Source organism: Pseudomonas sp. SWI36, from assembly GCF_002948105.1.
Lineage (GTDB): Bacteria > Pseudomonadota > Gammaproteobacteria > Pseudomonadales > Pseudomonadaceae > Aquipseudomonas > Aquipseudomonas alloputida.
In genome coordinates, this window is the sequence record NZ_CP026675.1 from 1,516,454 (window position 1) to 1,540,126 (window position 23,673).

16 protein-coding genes and 4 pseudogenes are annotated in these 23,673 nt (G+C 61.5%); 5 read left to right on the plus strand and 15 right to left on the minus strand.

The window, feature by feature from the left end; genetic code table 11:
- Positions 1–9: 9 nt before the first annotated feature.
- Positions 10–204, plus strand: a pseudogene (locus C4Q27_RS07330) (EI24 domain-containing protein); the annotation flags it as partial.
- A gap of 46 nt (positions 205–250) precedes the next feature.
- On the opposite strand, the gene C4Q27_RS07335 reads toward C4Q27_RS07330, so the two are convergent.
- The 5 genes and pseudogenes from C4Q27_RS07335 to C4Q27_RS29970 all read right to left on the minus strand — a co-directional run.
- The gene (locus C4Q27_RS07335; RefSeq protein WP_104886684.1) at positions 251–868 is read right to left on the minus strand and encodes a GAD-like domain-containing protein; all 618 of its coding nucleotides are present in this window, start codon (positions 866–868) and stop codon (positions 251–253) included.
- Positions 869–1,211: 343 nt separating this feature from the next.
- Positions 1,212–1,835: a GAD-like domain-containing protein gene (locus C4Q27_RS07340; RefSeq protein ID WP_104886685.1), complete on the minus strand. Its 624-nt coding sequence runs from the start codon at positions 1,833–1,835 to the stop codon at positions 1,212–1,214.
- Positions 1,836–1,850: 15 nt separating this feature from the next.
- A pseudogene (locus C4Q27_RS07345) lies at positions 1,851–3,189 on the minus strand (DUF6861 domain-containing protein).
- 225 nt (positions 3,190–3,414) lie between these two features.
- Complete coding sequence (locus C4Q27_RS29965; RefSeq protein ID WP_370853134.1) at positions 3,415–3,846, minus strand: methyl-accepting chemotaxis protein; 432 nt, start codon at positions 3,844–3,846, stop codon at positions 3,415–3,417.
- A gap of 162 nt (positions 3,847–4,008) precedes the next feature.
- Positions 4,009–4,752, minus strand: a pseudogene (locus tag C4Q27_RS29970) (PAS domain-containing protein); the annotation flags it as partial.
- Between the two features lie 157 nt (positions 4,753–4,909).
- On the opposite strand from C4Q27_RS29970, the gene C4Q27_RS07355 reads away from it, so the two are divergent.
- On the plus strand, positions 4,910–6,100 hold the full coding sequence (locus C4Q27_RS07355; RefSeq protein ID WP_104886687.1) for a glycosyltransferase family 1 protein: 1,191 nt from the start codon (positions 4,910–4,912) through the stop codon (positions 6,098–6,100).
- 63 nt (positions 6,101–6,163) lie between these two features.
- Here the strand turns inward: C4Q27_RS07355 and C4Q27_RS07360 are convergent.
- Positions 6,164–6,645, minus strand: a pseudogene (locus tag C4Q27_RS07360) (glutathione peroxidase).
- A gap of 145 nt (positions 6,646–6,790) precedes the next feature.
- Positions 6,791–7,276, minus strand: a complete 486-nt coding sequence (locus C4Q27_RS07365) for a peptidylprolyl isomerase (RefSeq protein ID WP_003247325.1) — start codon at positions 7,274–7,276, stop codon at positions 6,791–6,793.
- On the opposite strand from C4Q27_RS07365, the gene C4Q27_RS07370 reads away from it, so the two are divergent.
- Positions 7,275–7,577 (plus strand): DUF3565 domain-containing protein, encoded by a 303-nt coding sequence (locus C4Q27_RS07370; protein WP_010952015.1) that lies wholly within the window; start codon positions 7,275–7,277, stop codon positions 7,575–7,577. The genes C4Q27_RS07365 and C4Q27_RS07370 overlap by 2 nt on opposite strands.
- 31 nt (positions 7,578–7,608) lie before the next feature.
- Entirely contained in the window at positions 7,609–9,696 is a 2,088-nt protein-coding gene (gene pta / locus C4Q27_RS07375; RefSeq protein ID WP_010952014.1) for a phosphate acetyltransferase, read from the plus strand.
- A 79-nt stretch (positions 9,697–9,775) separates the two neighbouring features.
- Here the strand turns inward: pta and C4Q27_RS07380 are convergent, their stop codons facing one another.
- From C4Q27_RS07380 to C4Q27_RS07425, 8 genes are all read right to left on the minus strand, one after another.
- The gene (locus C4Q27_RS07380; RefSeq protein ID WP_003247328.1) at positions 9,776–10,495 is read right to left on the minus strand and encodes an OmpA family protein; all 720 of its coding nucleotides are present in this window, start codon (positions 10,493–10,495) and stop codon (positions 9,776–9,778) included.
- Between the two features lie 109 nt (positions 10,496–10,604).
- Positions 10,605–11,249 (minus strand): MBL fold metallo-hydrolase, encoded by a 645-nt coding sequence (locus C4Q27_RS07385; protein ID WP_064492551.1) that lies wholly within the window; start codon positions 11,247–11,249, stop codon positions 10,605–10,607.
- 334 nt (positions 11,250–11,583) lie between these two features.
- Positions 11,584–12,276 carry a sensor histidine kinase KdpD gene (locus C4Q27_RS07390; RefSeq protein ID WP_003247329.1) on the minus strand — a complete coding sequence of 231 codons (693 nt, stop codon included), beginning with the start codon at positions 12,274–12,276 and terminating at the stop codon, positions 11,584–11,586.
- On the minus strand, positions 12,273–13,880 hold the full coding sequence (locus tag C4Q27_RS07395) for a tetratricopeptide repeat-containing response regulator (protein ID WP_003247330.1): 1,608 nt from the start codon (positions 13,878–13,880) through the stop codon (positions 12,273–12,275). The genes C4Q27_RS07390 and C4Q27_RS07395 overlap by 4 nt, the downstream gene beginning before the upstream one ends.
- A 159-nt stretch (positions 13,881–14,039) precedes the next feature.
- Entirely contained in the window at positions 14,040–16,757 is a 2,718-nt protein-coding gene (locus C4Q27_RS07400; protein ID WP_064490771.1) for a LuxR C-terminal-related transcriptional regulator, read from the minus strand.
- Positions 16,758–17,085: 328 nt separating this feature from the next.
- On the minus strand, positions 17,086–18,450 hold the full coding sequence (locus tag C4Q27_RS07410; protein WP_010952007.1) for a DUF1329 domain-containing protein: 1,365 nt from the start codon (positions 18,448–18,450) through the stop codon (positions 17,086–17,088).
- 25 nt (positions 18,451–18,475) lie between these two features.
- The gene (locus C4Q27_RS07415; RefSeq protein WP_064490772.1) at positions 18,476–20,362 is read right to left on the minus strand and encodes a DUF1302 domain-containing protein; all 1,887 of its coding nucleotides are present in this window, start codon (positions 20,360–20,362) and stop codon (positions 18,476–18,478) included.
- A 331-nt stretch (positions 20,363–20,693) separates the two neighbouring features.
- Positions 20,694–22,376: a fatty acid--CoA ligase gene (locus C4Q27_RS07425; protein ID WP_010952004.1), complete on the minus strand. Its 1,683-nt coding sequence runs from the start codon at positions 22,374–22,376 to the stop codon at positions 20,694–20,696.
- 293 nt (positions 22,377–22,669) lie between these two features.
- On the opposite strand from C4Q27_RS07425, the gene C4Q27_RS07430 reads away from it, so the two are divergent.
- Positions 22,670–23,635: a 2-hydroxyacid dehydrogenase gene (locus tag C4Q27_RS07430; RefSeq protein WP_104886688.1), complete on the plus strand. Its 966-nt coding sequence runs from the start codon at positions 22,670–22,672 to the stop codon at positions 23,633–23,635.
- The last annotated feature ends 38 nt before the right edge of the window (positions 23,636–23,673 follow it).

Genomic DNA, 23,673 nt, shown 5'->3' on the forward strand with positions numbered 1-23,673 from the left:
CTTTTGCTGTACATCGACTACCCGGCGGACAACAACAATATGAGCTGGTAGGACATGCTCGCCTGGCTGCGGCAGAAGCGCTGGCAGAGCCTGGGCTTTGGCGGCATCACCTACCTGGCGCTGATGATTCCGGGGGTGAACGTGCTGATGATGCCGGCGGCGGTGGCCGGGGCTACGCTGTTCTGGGTGCGGGAGCGGAGCTGAAGGAGCGTGGGGCTGCAGGGCAGCCCCTTTTTTGCAGATTGTTTTTTTAGAAGTCGGAGAAACTGTAGGGTTCGAGGGTGGCAATCTGAGAAAGCAGTATTAGATGCTCCACTGCCTTAACCTTCTCGAGGTTAGCAAGGTCGCTTGACCCGCCGAACGCCAAGGCTGGAACGAACCCATACATTTCATCATGCATTAGCATACCCAGTTTTTTCTTTGCTGGCTCGAACATGCCATCAAAGTCAACAGACGCCTTCTCTTTGCTAAGGAAGAAACCTTGCACTTCCCTGTCCATATCCGCCGCCGTCAACTCATATTCACTGCCCCTGTATCGTGAAATATGAGCCAAAATCTTTACTGAGAAACCCGTTTGCTCTCCAAAGAGATACAGGTCACCAAATGCGCCGCGAGCGATAAGGTGGTATCTATCTCGCTTCTCCAATATTGTGCCTTCGATAAGCGAGGCAGTTACCCCTTCATATTCCTGGGGATTGACAGTCCAAAATATCCCGTCACCATACCCGCACCAACCGTGCTCACTCCAATACTCTAACAATTTGTTCGGCAAGATGCCTCTGTATCGATCCAGACTTGAGGGAGGAACCTCCTGTCGAAAAAACGGCTCACCAACTTGTTCTACAAACAGGGAAAAAACCTCATCCACGGCGAAACCCTCAAGCGACTAGCATTCATGGATTATGCAAAGCTGCGAGAGATGACAGGGTTTTCCTTTGCCTGCTTCACCGAGAGCTTTCTAGCTTCAATGGCATTCATAGTTCTCATAAGATCTCTCAGAATTCTCTCCTGCAACTTAGAAGTTCAGCTGTTCAGTTGTTACCGTGGGTAAGGCTGGAGATTTTTATCGTTCTTTAGATCGAGCGCCGCGCAGGCGAAACACGATCCCATGGCCATTACAAATTATCAAAGACTCAACCGACTGGAAAACTGTTCCACCACATCCATCACCCGGGCGATTTCCTCGGTGGCGGTGCTGGTTGACTGCGGCATTAATCTGGCTGCTCGGAAAAGGAGTAAGGTTGAAGATCTGTCAATTGCGCCAGAAAGATCAAGTGTTCAACAGCACTGACTTTTCTAAGATGTTGCAGGGAGTCTGCCCCGCCCAGCATGAGCGCGGGGAAAAAGCCGTACATCTCGTCATGTTTAAGCCTACCCAGTTTTTCCTTGGCGGGATTGAAGAGACCATTGAAATCCATTGACTCCACTTCTCTTGACAAAATAAAGCCTTGAAGCTCAGCATTTAGTTGTTCCTTTGTGAATTCAGTTCGATAAAATATGTACTGAGACCCAACGCTTGTTATCTCCAATGAAAAGCCAGTTTTCTCTCCCCAAAGATACAAGTCTCCGAAGGCACTTCTCGCAATCAAATGATAGTTGTCGTGCGAAGCAAGTGCCGTGCCTGCAATCCAGCAGGAAACTACGGCGTCATATTCTTGCGGATCGACTAGCCAGAATATGCCCTCACCGTAGCCCCCCCAGCCATGCTCGGACCAATATTCCAAAAGCTTGGGAGGAAGCTTGTCTCTGTATCTTTCGATTGTGGAGCCAGGTACTTCCCGGCGGTCAATCGGCGGACCGGAACTCTCAATCAAATTGGCAAATACTTTATCCATTTCAACCTTCTCACCTTAGCACTTATGTAATTTGACATTCATGCGGATTGAGCCTCTGGACTCCAGGGGTACCGTTTCGGCCGCTTTCTTTAAGTTGGGTATCCTGGTTTTCCATTGGGCGCCTATCACTGAGTTTACCTGACGGTCCCCAAAGTCCGATATGACGTCTCTACCTCCGGCGACGAGATCCGGATTGTGCAGTGCTGCTGTAATTGACATCCGGTTTCTGGCTTTTTCTATTGCAATCCGTTGCGCTTCAAATGGGCCCATGGTTTTCCTGAGCTCTTTTTCAATTTTTTCCTTGATAAATTCTTGCTCCTTTTTTCTCGCTCTCTGGGCGAGCCCTTTATTGCGCTGATTTGGGTTTTCAACTTTTTCCAAAAATTCTTCAACGGTCATCCAGTTGAGCCCGTCTTCCTGGCCATTCAACTGTCGTTTGAATTCGCCTATTTTGTATTCCGGTACTTTATCAGCTTTGAAACATTCAACGTTATGCAATGCCATCGCGCCCGGATGGGTCTTTGTTGGTGCTTTCCTGGGCTGATTCGGGCTAACGGGCTGCGGATCATCCATCGCCCCCCTTGCGCCGCTCCGGCACCTGCAGATCCGGCCGTTTCTTCAACCCCTCTTCATGCTGGAGCATCCATTGCCCCAGCCGCGCGCCTTTGCGGCTGGCCGCCATTTCCTGGGCCAGCACCCGGGCATCGCCGCGCCCGCGGGTGAGGTACGACACAATTGCCCCCAACAACAGCACCACGACTTCCACATGGCCTTGGGCAATCTGATGCGTGGCCCGGGATATCGCATAGGGGTCGTCCCGGCAGAACGGGCCGGTGCCTTCATTGCCGCAGGTGCCTTCCCAGGCGAAGCGGATGCCATCAACGTAGTACTCGCCGATACGCGGCAAGCCCTCGATGAAGAACTCGGCAATGGAAGCCAGCCCCAGCGCGCCAAGGATCCAACCACTGACCTTAAGGCCCATGGCCGCGCCTGCGCCGGCGAACGGAATGGTTCCGGCGCCGCCGGCGAATGCGCCGACCCCTGCGCCAAGCAGGCCACCGGTAACGGTGCTGCCGACGACGATCATCGCCATCTGCTGCACGACCCTCAGCAGTTCGTCGACGATGCTGTTGATGTCGAGGTCGGCGAAGCGCTGGCGTAGCAGGTGCGCCGCCTGCCATTCGGCGTGGTAGAAGGCTGTGCGGACAGCTTCGATCCGGCGCAGGTTGAGGCCCAGTGAGGCGACCTCTTCATTGAGGCTGGTGCGGAACTGGCCACCGCTTGGGTAGCCCACCATGGCGATGACACGTGACTCGATCTCGTGCCAGGAGGGCACGAGGTAATCCAGGTACATGAGGTGTCTCCCTGACAACGTGTGCAGGGGGAAATCCCATCATGGATTCGGATCGGAGGTTTCTGAGTCAGTTGTAGGAATATGCGACTTCGTTTCCGGCATGCTCGGCGAAGTTCAGCTGTTCAGTTGTTGCTGTGGGTAAGGCTGGAAATTTTTATCGTTCTTGAGATCGAGCGCCGCGCAGGCGAAGCTCGATCCCATGGCCATTACAAACCCCAAGCCATATCAAAGACTCAGCCGGCTGGAAAACTGCCCCACTACGTCCACTACCCGCTTCGCCCCGTCCTGGATCTCGACAATCACGCTGCCCGTCTCATCCGCCAGCGCCAGCCCCTGTTCGGCCTGGCGCTTGCTGGTGTCGATGATCGCCACCGCCGCCTGCGCCAGTTGTTCGTTCTGCTGTACCACCCGGGCGATTTCTTCGGTGGCGGTGCTGGTGCGGGAGGCCAGTTGGCGCACTTCGTCGGCAACGACGGCAAAGCCCCGCCCTTGCTCGCCCGCGCGGGCAGCTTCGATGGCCGCGTTAAGGGCCAGCAGGTTGGTCTGCCCGGCAATGTCGCTGATGGTCTTGATGATCGAACCGATCACCCGCGACTGGGTATCCAGCGCCTGGATGCCGTCGGCGGCCTCTTGCATCGAAGCCTCCAGTCCACGCATCACGGTGACAGTCTGGGTGACCACTTCGGTGGCCTTGCGAGCACTGACATCGGTACCCAGCGAGGTGTTGTAGGCGACATCTGCCGCCTCGGCCACTGCCAGCTCCTGGTTGACCTGGTCGGTGATCACGGTGGCGAACTTGACCACCTTGTACAGCACATCGTGGGCATCGAAGATCGGGTTGTACGAGGCCTCCAGCCAGATCACCCGGCCATGGGCATCGATGCGCTTGAAGCGCTCGGCAACATATTCGCCACGGCGCAGCCTGTCCCAGAACGCTTGGTAGCCAGCCGAGTTGACCTCCTGCGGTTCGCAGAACATGCGGTGGTGCTTACCGCGAATCTGTTCCAGGCGATAGCCGACGGTGGCCAGGAAACGATCGTTGGCAGTGAGAATGATGCCGTCGAGGTCGAACTCGATCACCGCAGTAGAGCGCATCAGGGCCTTGATCAGGCTTTCGTGCTCGCGTGAGGTCTCGATGGTTCGCGTGAGGTCGCTGGAATGCAGGGTGAAGTACTTGATGCGCCCCTCGCTGTTCTTCACCGGCTGCAGGATCGAGCGCAGCCAGGCTTCCTGACCATTGCCCCGCAGAAGACGGAACGCACCGTTCAGGTGTTCACCACGGCTGATCGCACTTTTCATGCGCTGGTAGAAGTCCAGCGACTTTACGTGGGCGGGGACGATGTCCTCGATATTGCGTCCAAGCAATTGTTCGGCACGGTAGAGCATCTCGCTCTCGAAATTGCCGTTGACCATCTCGATCCGTCCCTGAGGGTCGAGCTGCAGCACCAGCATCTCGCTGTCGAGACTACTCTTGACCTGTTCGATGGACATCAGGTCTTCGCGCAGTTGCCGGATTTCTTGCTTGAGCTTGTTGTTGAACATCACCGCTCTCCTGGAGCGCATCACGTAGTCGAATGCATCTTCATCGGCTGCCGGCGACACCTTCTTGAGTGCTGTGCGAGGAAATATTCATAAAGGCAAAAATGCCGGCAGTCAGGCGTCATCTTTACGTCACAAGGCGGTCACATTAGCGCAACCCGGCAGGCGGAAACTTTTTGTCATGAATACACCCGCCCTACGCATTACCCTGGTCAGCGAAACCTTCCCACCCGAGATCAATGGCGTGGCCAACACCCTTGGCCGCCTCAGTGATGGGTTGCGCCAACGCGGCCATGAGGTCGAGGTGGTGCGCCCGCGCCAGGCCGGCGAAGGGCACGCGCACAACGACCCGCACCTGATGCTGTGCCGCGGCTGGGCGCTGCCTGGCTACCCGGGTTTGCAGTGGGGCGAGGTGTCGATGCACAAGCTGTTGCGCCACTGGCGCCGGCAGCGCCCGGATGTACTGTACATCGCCACCGAGGGGCCGCTGGGGCTCAGCGCACTACGCGCCGCCCGACGCCTGGGGGTGGCGGTGGTCAGTGGCTTCCACACCAACTTCCCGCAGTATTCCGGCCAGTACGGCCTTGGCCTGCTGGCGCGCCTGCTCACCCACTACTTGCGCTGGTTCCATCGGCGCACGGCAATCACCTTGGTGCCGAGTGCCAGCCAGCGCCTGGAGCTGGAGCGTCGTGGTTTCGAACGCCTGGAGTTGCTGGCCCGAGGGGTCGATGCCTGCCTGTTCAATCCGGCCCGGCGCAGCCAGGCCCTGCGCGAAAGCTGGGGGCTAGGCCCGGAGGACATCGCCGTACTGCATGTCGGGCGGCTGGCGGCGGAAAAGAACCTTGGCTTGCTACGGCCTTGCTTCGAGGCATTACGCAAGACGTATCCACAAAAGCGCCTGCGCCTGATCATGGTCGGCGACGGGCCTCAGCGCGCCAGGCTTGAACAAGAGATACCGGACGCCGTGTTTTGCGGCGCCCAGCGCGGTGAACGACTGGCCGAGCACTATGCCAGCGGCGACCTGTTCCTGTTCCCGAGCCTGACCGAGACCTTCGGCAATGTGGTGCTCGAAGCCATGGCCTCAGGGTTGGCGGTAGTTGCTTATGACGAGGCGGCCGCAGCGCAGCATATTCGCCATGGCCACAGCGGCGCGCTGGCGATGCCGGGGGACCAGGCAGCGTTTGTCGATGCAGCGTGCTGGTTGCTGGAAGAAGTGGAGACCTTGCGCAGGGTGCGCCTGAATGCGCGACAGCATGCCAGCCGCCAGGGCTGGCCGGCGATTGTCGAACAGTTCGAGGGGTATCTGAACAGCGCATGCCGGCAACCTGGTGCTACGGCTGGGCGTTCTGCGCAATGTTTGCAGCGCCTGTGAGATCCAGCGCCGCCCGCGCGGCACTCGATCTCACAGGTGCCAAAACATCACGTCAGGCACTCTTCAGGCCAGGGCTTTCTCGATGGCCTGCACCACCGCCGGGTCATCCGGTGCCGTGCGCGGCGAGAAACGCGCCAGCACCCGGCCATCCTTGCCCACCAGAAACTTCTCGAAATTCCAGGTAATGTCACCGGGGAACTCGGCCCCCTCCCCTGCCAGCAGGCGGTACAACGAATGGCGCTGCGGCCCGTTGACCTCCAGCTTGCCCCCAGCGGGAAGCTGACCCCGTAGTTGAGGCTGCAGAAGTCCTGGATTTCCTTTTCGCTACCCGGTTCCTGCCCGGCAAACTGGTTGCACGGCAGGCCAAGCACATTGAAGCCCTTGTCCTTGTAGATCTGGTAGAGGTTTTCCAGGGCCTTGTATTGCGGCGTCAGGCCACATTTGGAGGCAACGTTGACCACCAGCACCACTTGGCCCTTGAAGGGGGCGAGGGGCAGCTCTCCGCCGTTCAGCGCTTCCAGTTTCAGGTCGTGAAATGCACTCATGATGAAATCCCCTCTCAGGTTCCCGGTTGCCGTGCAGGCGAATTCCGCCCACTAAAAAGGCGCTCGTCCAAACCGTTCACCTCCCGTAGGAAGGCAAATCGGCTTGCCCGAGCGCCTGGCGACTTTCTGAGCTTAGCGCAGAAAATCAGTGGTGATGGCCACCTTCACCGTGGATGTGACGGTGAGCGATTTCTTCGTCGCTGGCGTCACGCACGTTCACAACCTTGACCTGGAAGGTCAGGCGCTGACCGGCCAGTGGGTGGTTGCCATCAACGGTGACGTCGTCGCCGTCGATGTCGCGGATGGTGACGATCTGCATCTGGCCGTCCGGCGCCGAAGCGTGGAACTGCATGCCCACTTCCAGCTCGTCGACACCTTCGAACAGGCTACGGTTCAGGGTGCTGACCAGTTCGGCCAGGTACTCGCCGTAGGCCTCTTCAGGTTCAATGGAAACGTTCAGCTCGTCACCAGCCTGCTTGCCTTCCAGGGCTTTTTCCAGGCCCGGGATGATATTGCCGGCACCGTGCAGGTAAACCAGCGGCGCGCCACCGGCGGAGCTGTCGATGGTCTCCCCGGCGTCGTTGGTCAGGGTATAGTCGATGGAGACAGCCTTGTTGGCGGCGATCAGCATGGGGCAAGACCTTTTGCAAAAGAATGTAGAGCGGACAAGTGTAACCTTGCCATCGTCCGATTGCGAACGTGGTGCAGACGAGCAACGGCCCATCAGTCGGATCAACGGCTTTCATCAGGACGAAGAAGGCCACTGGGTGGCGGAACTTTCGTGCGGCCATACCCAGCACCTGCGCCACCAGCCGCCGTGGCAGGCACGCCCCTGGGTGCTCGACCCGGCACAACGTGCGCAACACATCGGCCAGCCTTTCGCTTGCGGCTGGTGCGCACAAGGGGCCGATAGCGCTACCCTTGACCGCTAATTTCTTGCACCGCTTATTTCGAGAAGCACGCATGCAGACATTTTTCATTGCGCCGACCGACTTTGGTGTCGGCCTGACTTCGATCAGCCTGGGCCTGGTGCGCACCTTGGAGCGTGCCGGCCTGAAGGTCGGCTTCTTCAAGCCTATCGCCCAGCCCCACCCGGGTGACACCGGCCCCGAGCGCTCCACCGAACTGGTCGCCCGCACTCACGGCATCAAGCCACCGGTCCCACTGAGCCTGGCCCACGTCGAGCGCATGCTCGGCGATGGCCAACTGGACGAGCTGCTTGAAGAAATCATCCGCCTCTACCAGCAAGCCTGCGTCGGCAATGACGTGGTTGTGGTCGAGGGAATGGTGCCTACGCGCCACGCCAGCTACGCAGCGCGGGTCAACCTGCACCTGGCCAAGAGCCTGGATGCCGAGGTAATCCTGGTATCGGCCCCGGAAAACGAAGTGCTCAGCGAGCTGTCTGGCCGGGTCGAACTGCAGGCCCAACTGTTTGGCGGCCCACGCGACCCGAAAGTACTGGGGGTGATCCTCAACAAGGTGCGTACCGACGAGAGCATGGCGGACTTCGCCACCCGCCTGCGCGAGCACTCGCCATTGCTGCGTGGCAATGACTTCCGCCTGCTTGGCTGCATCCCCTACCAGCCCGAGCTGAACGCGCCGCGGACACGCGATGTGGCCGAGCTGCTCGGCGCCCAGGTGCTCAATGCCGGCGATTACGAGCAGCGGCGCATGAGCAAGATCATCATCTGTGCACGCACGGTGGCCAACACGGTCCCGCTACTGACCTCGGGCACCCTGGTGGTAACCCCGGGCGACCGCGACGACATCATCCTCGCTGTCAGCCTGGCAGCGATCAATGGCGTACCCCTGGCCGGCTTGCTGCTGACCAGCGACAGCAAGCCTGACGTGCGTATCCTCGGCCTGTGCCGCGGTGCCCTGCAGGCCGGCCTGCCGATCCTTTCGGTCAGCACCGGCTCGTACGACACCGCCAACCAGCTCAACTCGCTGAACCGCGAAATCCCGGTGGACGACCGCGAGCGTGCCGAGTTCATCACCGACTTCGTCGCCAGCCACCTCGACGCGGCCTGGCTGCACCAGCGCTGCGGCACGCCGCGCGAACTGCGCCTGTCGCCGGCAGTGTTCCGCTACCAGCTGATTCAGCGTGCGCAGCAGGCCAACAAGCGCATCGTCCTGCCAGAAGGCGCCGAGCCACTGCTGGTGCAGGCTGCAGCCATCTGCCAGGCCCGCGGCATCGCTCGCTGCGTGCTGCTGGCCAAACCCGAAGACGTCGACGCCGTGGCCCGCGCCCAGGGCATCACGTTGCCGCCGGGGCTGGAGATTCTCGACCCCGAACTGATTCGCGGACGCTACGTGGAACCCATGGTCGAGTTGCGCAAAAGCAAGAACCTCAACGCACCGATGGCCGAGCAACAACTGGAAGACCCCGTGGTGATCGGCACCATGATGCTGGCCCTGGACGAAGTGGACGGCCTGGTCTCGGGCCTGGTGCACTCCACGGCCAACACCATCCGCCCGGCCCTGCAGCTGATCAAGACCGCACCCGGCTCGAGCCTGGTCTCATCGGTGTTCTTCATGCTGTTCCCCGAGCAGGTGCTGGTGTACGGCGACTGCGTGATGAACCCGCACCCAAGCGCTGCCGAACTGGCGGAGATTGCCCAACAGAGTGCCGCCTCGGCGCAGGCCTTCGGCATCGCGCCACGGGTGGCGATGATCAGTTATTCAAGCGATTCGGCCAGCGATGAAGAAGTCGAGAAAGTGCGCGAAGCGACACGCCTGGCACAGGACGCGGCGCAGGAGCTACTGATCGACGGGCCGTTGCAGTATGACGCAGCGGCCAACCCGGCCATCGCCCGAGAGCTGGCGCCGGCTAGCCCGGTGGCCGGGCGCGCCACGGTGTTCGTGTTCCCCGACCTGAATACCGGCAATACCACGCACAAGGCGGTACAGCGCAGTGCCGACGGGGTCAGCCTGGGGCCGATGCTGCAGGGTTTGCGCAAGCCGGTGAATGACTTGCCGCGAGGGGCGCAGGTTGACGATATCGTGCATACCATTGCCCTGACGGCGATTCAGGCCAGCGTGGCGCGCTAAAAGCAGAGGCTTCTTTGCAAGCCTTGTGGGAGCGGGTCTGCCCGCCCCCACAGAGCCGCAAAGCGGCCCGGAAGGTCAATCAGGGATACTGCTGAACCTGACCTTGCTGCTCATACTGCTGACCCGGAATCGGCTTCAGGTTCACTTCCACACGGCGGTTCTGCGCACGACCATTGGCGTCAGCGTTGCTGGCGATCGGCTGGTCCGGGCCCATGCCACGTACAGAGATACGCGAGGCATCCACACCCTGCGAAGTCAGGTAGGTGCTGACCGCCTGCGCACGGCGCTGGGACAGGTCCATGTTGTGCTGGCGGCTGCCCGTGCTGTCGGTGAAGCCGACCACTTCGATGGTGTTCTGGTTGAACTGCTTGAACGAGCCAGCCAGGTTGTTCAGTGGCGAGTAGAAGCTTGGGGCGATGTTGGCCGAGTCGGTGGCGAAGGTGATGTTGCCCGGCATGATCAGCTTGATCTGGTCACCCTGACGCTGCACTTCCACACCCGTGTTGGCCATCTGTGCGCGCAGCTCGGCTTCCTGCTTGTCGGCGTAATAGCCGTAACCTGCAGCGGCAGCACCCACTGCTGCGGCACCGATCAGGGCCCCCTTGCCACGGTTGTTGTGGTCGATGGCGGCACCCGCGATGGCACCGGCCAGCGCGCCCAAACCGCCGTACTTGGCGGTCTTGCTCATCCCTGTGGAGCCCTGCGCCTGACCCTGGTTGTCGTAAGGGTTCTGACCGGCGCAGCCGGTCATCAGTGCAGCGGCGGTTGCGACGATAATCAGACGACGCATGGTGAACATGGACAAGCTCCTACTGAAATTCATAAATGCGGCAGATCCCAAGGGGTTCTATGCCAGCCTTGGAACGCATCGGCAACGAAAAATTCCATGAAAGTGCCTTCATGTGCCATCAGGCCCGCACGAATGGGTTTTCACGCATCTCGTCGCCCAAACGGGTGTCGGGCCCGTGGCCGGTCACCACGACGGCCTCTTCGTCCAGCCGGTACAGCCGCTCCTTGATGGAACGCACGATTGCCCGCTGGTCGCCACCCCATAAATCGGTGCGGCCAATACCCCGGCGGAACAGGGTGTCACCGGCAATCAACAACTTGGCGTCGGCGAACCAGAAGCTCATCGAGCCCGGGGTATGGCCTGGCGTATGCAACGCCACACCGCAGCCGCAGGCCAGTTCTTCGTCATCGCCCAGCCAGCGGTCCGGTGCCGGTACCGGCGTGTAGGGTACGCCGAACATCTGGCACTGCATCTCAAGGTTGTCCCACAGCATCTGGTCGTCCTTGTGCAGGTGCAGCGTGGCACCCGTCAGCTCCTTGAGCTTGCCTGAGGCGAGGAAGTGGTCGAAGTGCGCATGGGTGTGGATGATGCTCACCAGCGTCAGGCCGTGGACCTGCAGGCGGGCAAGAATCTTGTCCACATCACCACCCGGGTCCACGACAATGGCTTTCTTGGTCAGGGGGTCGCCGATCAGCGTGCAGTTGCACTGCAAGGGGCCGACAGGGAAGGTTTCGCGGATGAGAGCAGGCGGGGCTTGGGTCATGGTGTTCTCGCAGGTGAAGCTGGGTTCTGCTGGGAGCCTGACAGGAAAATGGGGTGGGTGCACGAGGTTCATGTCTTGAGCGAAGTGGCGCCTGTGAGATCGAGCGCCGCCCGCGTGGCGCATCGCGAGCAAGCTCGCTCCTACATTTGTTTCGGGCCAGTTATTCCTGAGGCGGAGGTGCGCGCCACCTTGGTGCCCACCTCGATATTGCGTGGAACAAACAAGGCGGTCGCGCGCGAGGGTGCAGGCAATACTGGCCCGAAACAAATGTAGGAGCGAGCTTGCTCGCGATGCGCCGCGCGGGCGGCGCTCGATCGCCCAGGCACCCAATACCTCAAGGCAAAAACAACCTGAACAACCCACCCCCAAGCGCCCCGCCGTTGGAGATCTCGATCCGCCCGCGCACCCCGCCGCTTTCATGCAACGCGGCGATCCGCGCCGCAAAATACAGCCCAAGGCCGGTACTGCCGCTGGTCGAGTCGATGCCCTGGATGTACTCCTCCTGGCGCTCAAGCATGTGCTTTGGATAACCCGGGCCGTCATCATTGACGCAAATGGCCAACTGGTTATCGGCCTCTTCGATGGTGATCAGCAAGGCGTGCCCGGCAAAGCGGGTGGCGTTGGTGATGACGTTGGAGATCACCGAGGCCACCAGTTCGCGGTCGAAGAAACCCAGCGGGTTGTCGGTGTCGATACGCCAGGTGGCGAGAATGTCGTTGTGCTTGAGTACTTCCTCGTGCGCCGCCAGCTGGGCTTCGATGAAATCATCCAGCTCATGGTAGTCCGGGCATACCGGCAACTGGTTCACACCCAGTTTGTACAAGCCCAGCAACTGCACCAGCATGCCGTTGAGGTGACGAAATTCATGCTCCATGATCCCCTGTTCAGCACCGCCGCGCAGTTCCTCGGGCAAGCGTTCCACCCACTGGCTGTGGGACTGGATCAGCGCCGACAACGAACTTTTGAGGTCGTGCACGGTGGAGGCGATCACCGTGGAAAAATCCAGCCCCTGATTGTCTTGATTCATGCGCCGAACACTCGGATGTGCAGTTTGCGGTAACGGTCATAGCGATTGTCGCTGGCAGGGATCCCGGCCACGCTGGTCAAAGCGTCGCGGCACTCCTGCATGATCGCAGGCTGAGGGTTGTCACCGCCGATGCGCAGCAGCGCCTGGGCGGTGTTGAGGGCGATGCTGATGTTCTTCGGCTGTAAACCCAATGCCTTTCGGAACAGTTGCAACGCCTCGCCAAGCTGCCCTCCCTGGTAACTGCGCACACCCTGCCGGTTGAGGGTGACCGCTTCGGTAATGGCGTTGAGCACGCTGGGGTCATCCGTCAGCTTGCCCACTTTCTCCATGACCTTGGGGTCATCGCCATAACTTTCCACACAGTTCTTCAGCACGCCGATGGCGGCGGCTTCCTGCCCCATCGCCTGCAATTGCGCAGCGACAGTCAGGGCCGAATCGACCGAGAAGAACTGGTTCATCTTGTCCAGGCGCTGAATCGCCTGTTCTGTCAACTTGCCGGCCGTTTCCGGGTCGCCGGCCTGCTGCAGGCTGGCAGCCTTCATCATCCGCGCACGCACCTGCAAGCCTTGGTCCTCGGGGTTTTCCTTGGCCACTTCGCTGAGCGTGGTGTTGATCTCGACCCGGGTACGGGCGTCCAGGCCGAAGCCTGCATTCTTGCTCATCAACGCCTGCACCAGGCCAAGGTTGTTTTCGGCATCCTTGTAGCGCGAACTCTGCCCCTGGTTCACCGCATGACGGAACGCCTTCGATGCGCTCTCGAAGTCTTCGTTCTCCAGCGCCAGCTTGCCCAGCGTCGACTGCCGACGCACCGACAAAGGCGACAGGCGCACGGCTTCTTCAAGCAAGTTCTGCGCGCGCCGGGTATCCCCCTGAGCCACCAGCACCTCGGCCATGCCATCGTAAAGGCCTGGCATGATCGGGAACGCCTTGAGCGCCTGCTCGTATACACCCTGGGCCTGAGCATTCTGACCACGCTTGTGCATCAGTGCGCCCAATGCAGCATATACCCACGGCTGCGGACGGCTGGCCAGGATGGCCTTGAGGAATTTTTCCAGTTCCTCGAAACGGTTGAGGTTGCGCAGGGCATCGGCCCGGTAGCGCAAGCACAAGGGTGCCAGGCGCGGATCCTTCTTGCACAGCTCGGCGCAGGCCGCCAGTACTTCGGCCGGACGGTTGCGGTCCAGCGCCTGCAGGATCGGCTTCAGCAACGTCTTGCGCTGGAACAGTTTCTCGACGCGCTGGGCCAGGCCAACCCGGTTGAACGGTTTGGTCAGGTAGGCATCGGGCTCGTGCTCGATGGCGCTGAGAACAATCGCCTGACTGCTCTCGGCAGTGACCATGATGAACACGCACTCATGGCTGATGTGCTTGTCGATGATCAGGTCTTCAAGCACCTGCTGCCCGTTCTTCTTGCCATCACCCAGATGGAAGTCCTGCAGGATGAAGTCATAGCGCTTCTGCGCGCACATGCGCAGCGCCTGCTCGCCGCTGTCAGCGGTGTCCACGTCGCGCACGCCCAACTCGCGCAACATGGAACGGGTCGACGTACGAAAGTCGGTAAAGTCGTCGACGATCAGAAAGCTCTTTTGCCCGTACTGCAGCATCAACACGACCTGCCTTGGAATGATTGAAAAATCGCGCGAGGCGATGCCACCGATAGCTGTATCGGCAGCTGGTCGGGAAAGATGAGGGTAGAGCATTGTCGGCCAGAAAATATGGCGTCAGGCCATCACTTTAACGAGCAATGACCTACAGGGCCAGTATCACGCCAGCAACCCCAGGGATTTGGCCTTGGCCACCGCCTGGGTGCGCCGCTCCACGCCCAACTTGCTGTTGATGTGGCTGGCGTGGGTCTTCACCGTGTGCAGGGAAATGAACAGCCGTTCGCTGATCTGCTGATTGGAGCAACCTTGGGCAATCAGTTCGAGCACGGCCATTTCGCGGCCACTCAGCGCTTCGCCGTTGCCCGTACTGGCGATTGACACTGGCGGCAGGTGCTTGAGCAGTTCCGCCTGAACCGGGCAAGCGGCACCTGCCTGCAGTTGTTCATGAAGCCATTGCGGGTGTTTTTCCAGCAGTGGCTGCATCGGCTGCATCACACCGCCATGCGCCGCTTCCAGCAAGCTTGGCAGCAACTGCGCGGCCTGCCCTTCCTTGCCTTCGTCCAACAGCAGGGAAAGCCATTGGCTCAGGGCGCTGACGGCGAGCATCATGCCGCCACTGTCCTGGCCGCGCTTTACCAGGCATGCCAGGCGTTGCACGGCATCGTCGCTACGCAACTGGATGCGATCGAGCGCTGCCTGCTGCAACGCAATGTGCAACGGCAGCAGCGGATGGAACTCCGGTGCCGCCGCCGGCTGCTCGCCGCCATAGGTCTGGCCCAGGCGCTGCAGCCAGGACTCCGCCAGATCGGTACGCCCCTGGGCCAGCCACAGTTCGCATTTGACCAGGGTAATCATGGCCAGGTAGTAGACCGGGGGCACATCCCAGATGTGCATCAAGCGCTCTGCCTCGGCCAGTTCGGCAAAGGCCTCGGCAAAGTGACCTTCCCGGCCATCGAGCGTGGCAATCACGCAATGACCGATGAGCACACTGATGTCCCGGCACGCTCGCGCCTCGCCCAGCCCCGCGCGCAAACGCGCGCGGCCCTGCGCCGGCTGCAGACGCGAGACCAGCAGGTAACCTTCGTAAAGCGTCAGCCGCGCACGCACGGCATACAGCCGCTGCGCCGAAAGCCCTTGCAGACGTTGCAGCCCTTGGCGCACTTCGTCCAGCGCACGCAGCACCTCGCCACGGGCATGCAGCACCCGCGCCCGATCGTAATGCGCCAGCGCCTCGAACAAGGGGTTACCGACCCGCTGGGCCAGCTCCAGGGCCTCGCGGTTCCAGCCTCGGGCCCGCCAGAAGTCACCATCGGCAATGGCCAGGTTGGACAGCGTCGACAAACACACCAGCCGCTGGCCATAGCGCTTGCTCGGCAGGCTCTGCAGCGCTTCGCCGCAATAGGCCAGGGTGCGCTCGCGGTCGCCACGGCCACGGGCAATGACCCCACTGAGTGCCAGCCATTGGGCCAGCATCGACTTTTGTGCGGTCGCCGAAGGCGCGGGCAGAAAGCGACTGAGGTAGCCAGCCAGTTCCTCGGCAGCATCCAGCTGGCAAGCCAGCCCCAACGCCCAGCTGTACAGCACGATCAGCCGCGGCGTGCTGATCAACAGACTGTCGGGCAGGTCCATCTTCCAGCGCAGCAACATGCCGACATTCTGCTCGGCCAGCAGTTGCTCCTCGGACAGACTTTGCACCAGGTCGGCGGCAACATCGAGGTGGCCGGCACGCAAAGCCTGCTCCACCGCCTCGTCCAGCAGGTCTTGAGCTTCAAACCAGCGGCAGGCCCGCAAATGCAGAGCGACCTGCGATTCGCTCGCCTGGCGGCTGCGCAGCAGGTCGGAGAACAAATGGTGATAGCGGAACCAGTGGCCATGCTCGTCCAGCGGCACAAGGAACACCTGATGCGCCTGCAGGAAGCTCAGGACGGCGGCGCTGTCGTGGCGGCCACGCATCGCATCGCAAAGCGGAGCGCAGAAACGCTCCTGGCAGGCGGTTTCGTCCAGGAAGGCCTGCACGTCCGCAGGTAGCCTGTCGATGACTTCTTCAAGCAGGTAGTCGCGGATCAGGCCCTCGCCACCATGCAGCGCCTGGGGCAAGGCTTGCTCGTCGGCGCTGTCGCTGGCCGCCAGTTGCCAGAAACGCAACCCGGCCACCCAGCCGTCGCTGCGCTGGATCAGGTTGTCCAGTGCCTGGCCGCGCAGGCCGGTAGGCTGGCGACCGATCACCGCCAGCGACTCATCCGCGGTGAGGCGCAGGTCCTGTTCGTTAAGCTCGACCAACTGCCGGGACAGGCGCAGGCGCGCCAGGTGCCAGTCTGGCCGCTGGCGGCTGGTCACCAGCAACACCAGGCCGGGGGGCAGGTGATTGAGGAAGAACTGCAGGCAACGGTCGAGCACCGGCCCCTGGGCCAGGTGATAGTCGTCCAGCACCAGCAGCAGCGGCGTATCAGCCTGCAGGTACAGCGCCAGCTCGTCGAGCAGGCCGTCAAGCCACTCTTCAAAGGCAAACGGCTGGTGGCGCTGGCGCATTTTCAGCAGGCCCATGGCCTGGCCGCCCAGTGCCGGGCAGTATTGCTGCAGGCCTTCAAGCAAGCGCTCAAGGAAGCGGCCAGGGTCAGCGTCCCGCTGGCTCAGGCCAAGCCACAGGCTGCGCCAGTGCTCGGGCAGTGTTTCGCAAAACTCGATGGCCAGGGAGCTTTTGCCGAAACCCGCCGGCGCATTGACCAGCAGCAGCCGCCCGCCCAAACCGGCTTCCAGCCGCTGGCACAAACGCAGGCGCGGCACATGGCCGTCCGGCAGCGGTGGCCGGAAGAAACGCCCGTCCCGCAGGCCAAGGGCCTGACTTGCGAATCCATGGGTACGGGACAGATCTGTCATGGCCGGCTCGTTCTGGTTGGAAGACAACGGCGGTATGGATGTTTGCGAGACTAGCCGTTAACGCTGCGCATTTGAAGATGATGGGCGCAATAGGCGCGGAAAAGACTGCGACAAAAAGCAACATGGCTGATGGACAGGGGGCTGGGGCAGGGGTTTGGAGAGGTATTCAGGAGGTTTATTGCCTTGCCCGGCCTCTTCGCGGGTGAACCCGCTCCTACCGCGGAACCTGTAGGAACGGGTTCACCCGCGAAGAGGCCGGTTCAGGAAATAGAAACGCCCCGGCGAGCCGGGGCGTTCTGGGGATCACACGGCGTTCAGTGATTTCAGCTTAGCGAATACCCGACTGACGCAGCGCTGCGGGCTGGAAATCGGCCTTGCTGGCACTGAAGCCGAAGTCGTAGGCACGTTTCTCTTCGTTCTTCATCCCAAGGGCCAGGTAACGACCGGACTGCAGGTCGTAGATGGCTTCCAGGGTGTACCAAGGCACTTCCACGTTGTAATAAGGCTGAGCATGGGCCTCGGACACGCGCCACAGTTGGCCACGGCCGTCGTACTGGTCGATCACCGCAGCCTGCCAGGTGTCCTCGTCGATGTAGAAATCACGCTTGGCGTAGATGTGCCGCTGGCCTGGCTTGAGGGTTGCAACTACGTGCCAGACGCGGCGCAGCTCGTAACGGGCCAGATCCTGGTTGATGTGCCCGGCCTTGATGATGTCGGCGTACTTCAGCTTGGGGTCATCCAGCTTGAAGGCGTTGGAGGCGATGTACAGTTCCTTCTTGCCTTCCAGCTTCCAGTCATAACGGTCCGGTGCACCGTTGAACATGTCCAGGTTGTCCGACGTACGCAGGCCGTCGGCGGCGGTACCTGGGCCGTCATACGACACTTGCGGTGCCTGGCGCACACGGCGTTGGCCGGCGTTGTAGATCCACGCCTTGCGCGGCTCCTTCACCTGGTCGAGGGTTTCGTGCACCAGCAGCACAGTCCCGGCCAGGCGCGCAGGCGCAGTAACTTCCTGCTTGAAGTAGAACAGGATGTTGCCTGGGTTGTTCGGGTCGTAGTCCTTCATCTTGTCGCGGAAGACGAACTGGTCGGAGAAGTATACGGGGTTGAACGAGCCATTCTGCTGCGGCGTGGCCTGGGTCACCAGGCGGCTGACACTGCCGCCGCGGTAGCGGGTGATGTGGTTCCAGATCACCTCAAGGCCGCTTTTCGGGATCGGGAACGGCACCGCCGTGCGGAAGTTGCTCAGGCCGTTGCCGCCTTCCACCAGGGTGGTTTTGGTGGCGTTTTCCTTGATGGCAGCGAACACATCGGCCGGGACGGTTGCGCCGCGATGGGTCTTGAACACCGGGATCTTGTAGGTGTTCGGGTAGCGTTTGAACATGGCCAACTGGCCGGGCGAGAGTTTGTCCTTGTACTGGTCGGCATTCTGCGCAGTGATGGTGAACAGCGGTTTTTCACTGCCGTACGGGTCGGACAGGAAGCCCTTGCCGTCGACGCTGCCTGCGGTCTTCGACAGCGGCTCCCACGGGCCGATGGAGCCGTCGGCGTTGCCGGCCTTCTCGGCACCCATCGGGGTCAGGGTGCTGCCCAGCTTGGCCGCCTCGTCGGCGGATACCGCAGCCATGACGCTGGTCGCCAGCAGGGACAGGCCCAGCACACCGGCTTGCAGCAGACTTCTGGTCTTGTTCATGTCGTGTCGTCCTGGATCTGTATGCTTAGAAGTTCACGCCGAAGCTGAGGGCGACGAAGTCGCGGTCATCCACGGTGCTGTACTTGCCGTCGAAGAAGTTGGTGTACGACAGGCTCGCCGTATAGGTGTTCTGGTACTCGGCGTCCAGGCCCAGGCTGACAGCCTTGCGGCCTTCCTCGAAGTTGGCGCCAGGGCCAGGCGAATAACCGGACACGTCATGCGACCAGGCCACGCTCGGCTTCAGGTTGATACCCGCGAATACGTCGTTGTAGTCCCAGATGACACGGCCGCGGTAACCCCAGGAAGTGCTGGTGGTGTAGCCGTCGTTCTCGCATTTGCGGTTCAGGTTGGCGGTGGACGCCCCCGCACCGGCGCCGGCGATGGTGCTGCCATTGAGCGCCTGGCAGGTATCGGCGCCACCGGTGGATGGCAACGGACCTGGGCCGAACACCGGGTCGCGACCGTAGCGGGTATCGTGGGCATTCTCCAGGCCGCCGACATGGGTAACACCCACTTCACCGACTACAGTCATCCGGCTGGCACCCATCACCTGGTCGAAGAAATGGGTCAGGGTGGTCTGGAACTGGGTGATCTCCTTACGGCGATACCCATGCAGGTCTTGCCCCGGCGTACCGGTCAGCAACGATGCGTTGCTCAACGCGCCGCCAATTGGACGGACACCGGCGAACAGGATATCCGTGGTATTGAGCTGCACTGGCGCATTGGGGCGGTAGCTGACTTCGCCGCTCCAGGCGGTGCCAGTGGGTAACGTGGTGGAGAAACTCAAGCCATAAAGGCGGATGTCCTCGGGGTATTCCACAAAGTACTCGGAATTACCCGCCACGATCAGAGGCGCCAATGCGCGCAGCTGCGCAGGCAGGGCGCTCAGCCCGGCGAACACGGACGGCGGGGCCCCTGTGGCACTGAAGATGGGTGCACGGCTATGGTAATTCATGAAGTAGGCGCCGAACTCCGTGTCCAACGGCTCGAACATATAGCGCATGGCCACACCGAACTGGCCGCTGTCACGCGCATCGCGGTCGGCACCACGGCGCACCATCACACCCTCTTCGTTGATGTCCACGCCCCGCGTGGCGAGGAACTGCTGGGCAGCGCCCGGCACCGTGCGGCTGCTATTGAGCACGCGCAAGTTGTCGGTACAGCCGTCGGCAATGATGTCCGGCTGGGAGAAGAAGGTGCCGCAGTTGTCGACGACCGTCTGGTCCCATTCGAGCTGGTAGAAGGCCTCGGCCGACAGGTTGTCGGTCAGGCTCTGCGAGATGTAGAACATGTTGACCGGAATCAGGCCTTCCTTGATCTCGGCCCCGGGACGGCGGAACGCCGACACGTCGATGGGGTTGATCGAGTTGATGCCGCCGCCGATGAAGGTACTTTCGCCCCAGCTCACTACCTGCTTGCCAAAACGCACCGAGCCAGGCTGATCGCCGATGGAGTAGTTGTGGTAGACAAAGGCGTCGAGCAGCTCGGCCCCGGACGACTTGGCACCTTCCTTGCGGTTGGAGTCGCTGATGTCCTTGAACTCGCGGTTTTCGTCCTTCAGTTCGAAGTCGTACCAGTACTTGCCGCGCACGAACACACCGGTGTCGCCGTACTTGAGCTCCAGGTCATGAATGCCCTTGAAGATCTTGGAGAAGGTTTCGCCCTTCTTGAAGTTCAGGTGGCCATCGTCGGATGTCTGTGACAGGCCCTTGCCGCCGTTGTTCACCCCTATCAGGTTCTTGTTGGGGTTGGCCGTCGACCAGCTGGCGCCGATGGAGAGCGACGAGTCGAACTGGCCTTCGATTTCACCAATGTTGAAACTGACAGCGAAAGCAGGACTTGCGAGCGTGGAAGCAAGGCTGACGGCCAAGGGCAGCTTGGCCCGGCGCCAGAACAGGTTTGCAGATTTCATCGACGCTACTCCATGTACTTTTTTGTTATGGCAGTGAGTCCTTTCAAGAACGGCCCGAGCGACCGGATTGCAGGCTTGCACCTGCGGCGACACAGCTTGCGCATGTCGCCCTCCCCCATTCCTGAAAATCCCCTGGCCCCGACTATAGCCAGCAGGCACAGGCGCTTGATCCCTCTAAAGTGTGATTTGCGCTCCATGCCACCAACTCGCTGCAGTTTTGCTTCGGTTGCGGGCTGGTAGTGCTCAAGGATGGCGCATTTCTGTCGTTTGGCAAGGCGGCGGGCTCTCTAGCATGCGGGTCACGCTCTGACGTGCGCGACCCGCACAAGGGTTACAACGTGGAAAGGAACGCGCTGTTGCTGGCCTGCCACTGGACGATGTCCTGGCGAATGCGTTTCTTGTCGAGCTTGCCGACACTGGTCTTGGGAATTTCAGTAACAAGGGCGATCTGGCTTGGAATCGCCCACTTGTTGATATGACCTTGCTCGACGAATGGCTTGAGGTGTTCCTTCAGCGCCTTGGCGTCGATATCGTGGCCGTCACGTGCCACCAGCAGGGCAAACGGCCGCTCACCCCACTGCGGGTCGGCCACCCCCACCACCGCCACTTCGCGCACGGCCGGGTGGCGACTGATCAGGTCTTCCAGGTCGAGCGAGGAAACCCACTCGCCACCGGTCTTGATCACATCCTTGATGCGGTCGCGGATGTCGATGTAGCCCATGCCGTCGAGGGTGGCGACGTCACCGGTGTGCAGCCAGCCGCCCTGCCACAGCTCCTCGCTCTTCTCCGGTTCCTTGAAGTAGCCCATGGTCAGCCACGGCGCACGCAGTACCAGCTCGCCCTGGGTTTCACCATCGGCGGGCAGGAAGTTGCCTTCGCCGTCGACGATGGCCGCTTCGACCAACGGCACCGGCACACCGGCCTTGATACGGTAAGTGACGCGCTCATCCTCGCTGCCGGCCTGCAGTTCATCGTTCAGGTGTGCCGCGGAGATCAGCGGGCAGGTTTCCGACATGCCATACGCGGCGGTCAGCTGGATGCCGCGCGCCAGGGCGGCCTGGTACAGCGAACGGTTGAGCGAGCTGCCGCCGATGATGATCTTCCAGCCGCCGAAGTCCTGCCCCTGGGCGTTCGGGCAGTTGAGCAGCATCTGCAGGATGGTCGGTACGCAGTGGGAGAAGGTGACCTTCTCTTCACGCCAAAGCTTGACCAGCATGTCCGGCTCGTAGCGCCCTGGGTACACCTGCTTCATGCCGAGCATGGTGGCAGCGTAGGGGATGCCCCAGGCATGCACGTGGAACATCGGGGTGATGGGCATGTAAACGTCGTTGCTGCCCAGCAGGCGCACGCTGTCGATACTGCCGGTGACCGAGGCCTCGGCCAGGGTGTGCAGCACCAGCTGGCGGTGACTGAAATACACGCCCTTGGGGTTACCGGTGGTGCCAGTGGTGTAGAAGGTAGTGGCCACCGAGTTCTCGTCGAAATCCGGGAAGTCGTAGCGCGGGCTGGCAGCAGCCAGCAGCTGCTCATACTCGCCGACCAGACCGGGCAGTTCGGCAGTCTTGTCCGGGCCATCGGTCAGCAGCAGGGTCTTGTCGACAGTGGTCAGCTGCCCGGCGATGGCCTGGTACAGGCCGACGAAGTCGCTGTTGACCAGCACCACGCGGTCTTCGGCATGGTTCATGGTGTAGAGGATCTGTTCGGGCGACAGGCGCACATTGATGGTGTGCACCACAGCGCCGATCATCGGGATGGCGAACATGCATTCCAGGTAGCGATGGCTGTCCCAGTCCATCACCGCCACGGTGTCACCGGCCTTGACCCCGGCCTCGGTCAGCACATTGGCCAGGCGGGCAATGCGCTCGTTGAGCTGTGGATACGTCAGCCGCATCTGGTCGCGGTAGACGATTTCGCGGGTCTTTTCATAGCGGCTGCCGGACATCAGCAGGCGCTTGATCAGCAATGGATAGGCATAGGCGCCCTCGGCGGGCTTGATGATGCGTGTCTGCAACATGGGGATCCCTTTTCTGAAAAGCGGGCCGGACAAGTCTGGGTTTACTGTAGTTCGCCAATGTGACGGCCAAATCAGCCGAAGGAATGATTTGCGCGGCAGAGGTATGAGTGGCGGGCGTTGACGGGCAGCAAGGTTGAGCTAGACACTGCGGCGGCGGCTTCAGGTTTGCGCCGAAGCCGAGGGCCTCTTCGCCGGCAAGCCCGCTCCTGCAAGGGTTGTGGTGACCTTGTGGGCGCGGGCATGCCCGCAAATGGCCACTATGCCCTTATCCCTCCCTGCCACCGGAGATCTTCATGCCCAGCCCGCGTCGCGCCGTGTTTCTCGATCACCAGTCCCTGGACCTTGGCGACCTCGACCTTTCGCCCCTGAAGCAGCAGTTCGACCAGTTCGAACTGTTCGCCGCCACCCGCCCGGAACAGGTCGCGGAACGCTTGCAGGGCGCCGTGGCAGTGGTCAGCAACAAGGTCATGCTCGACGCCGCAACCCTGGCCGCCAACCCGCAACTGAAGCTGATCCTGGTGGCCGCCACCGGCACCAACAATGTCGACCTGGCCGCCGCTCGCGCCCAGGGCATCACCGTGTGCAACTGCCAGGGCTACGGCACGCCGTCTGTCGCCCAGCATACCCTGGCCCTGCTGTTGGCCCTGGCCACTCGGCTGTGCGACTACAACCAGGCGGTGGCCGATGGCCAGTGGGCCAAGGCCAGCCAGTTCTGCCTGCTGGACTTTCCTATCGTCGAACTGGAGGGCAAAACCCTCGGCCTGCTCGGCCACGGCGAACTGGGCGGCGCAGTGGCGAGGCTGGCCGAAGCCTTCGGTATGCGTGTACTGAGCGGGCAGATCCCTGGCCGCCCGGAGCGCGCCGACCGGCTGCCGCTGGACGAGTTGCTGCCGCAAGTCGATGCCCTGACCCTGCACTGCCCACTGAACGAGCACACCCGGCATATGCTCGGTGCCCGCGAACTGGCCCTGCTCAAGCCCAACACGCTGGTGGTCAACACCGCCCGTGGCGGCCTGATCGACGAACAGGCGTTGGCCGATGCCCTGCGCGGTGGTCACCTGGGCGGCGCGGCGACCGACGTGCTGAGCGTGGAGCCGCCGGTCAACGGCAACCCGCTGCTGGAGCCCGGCATCCCGCGCCTGATCATCACCCCGCACAGCGCCTGGGGTGCCGTGGAGTCGCGCCAGCGCATCGTCGGCCAGCTCAGCGAGAACGCCCAGGCCTTCTTCGCCGGGCAGCCACGCCGCGTGGTCAGCTGAGCCAGGCGCCCGCCTCTGCTACACTGCGCCACTTTTTT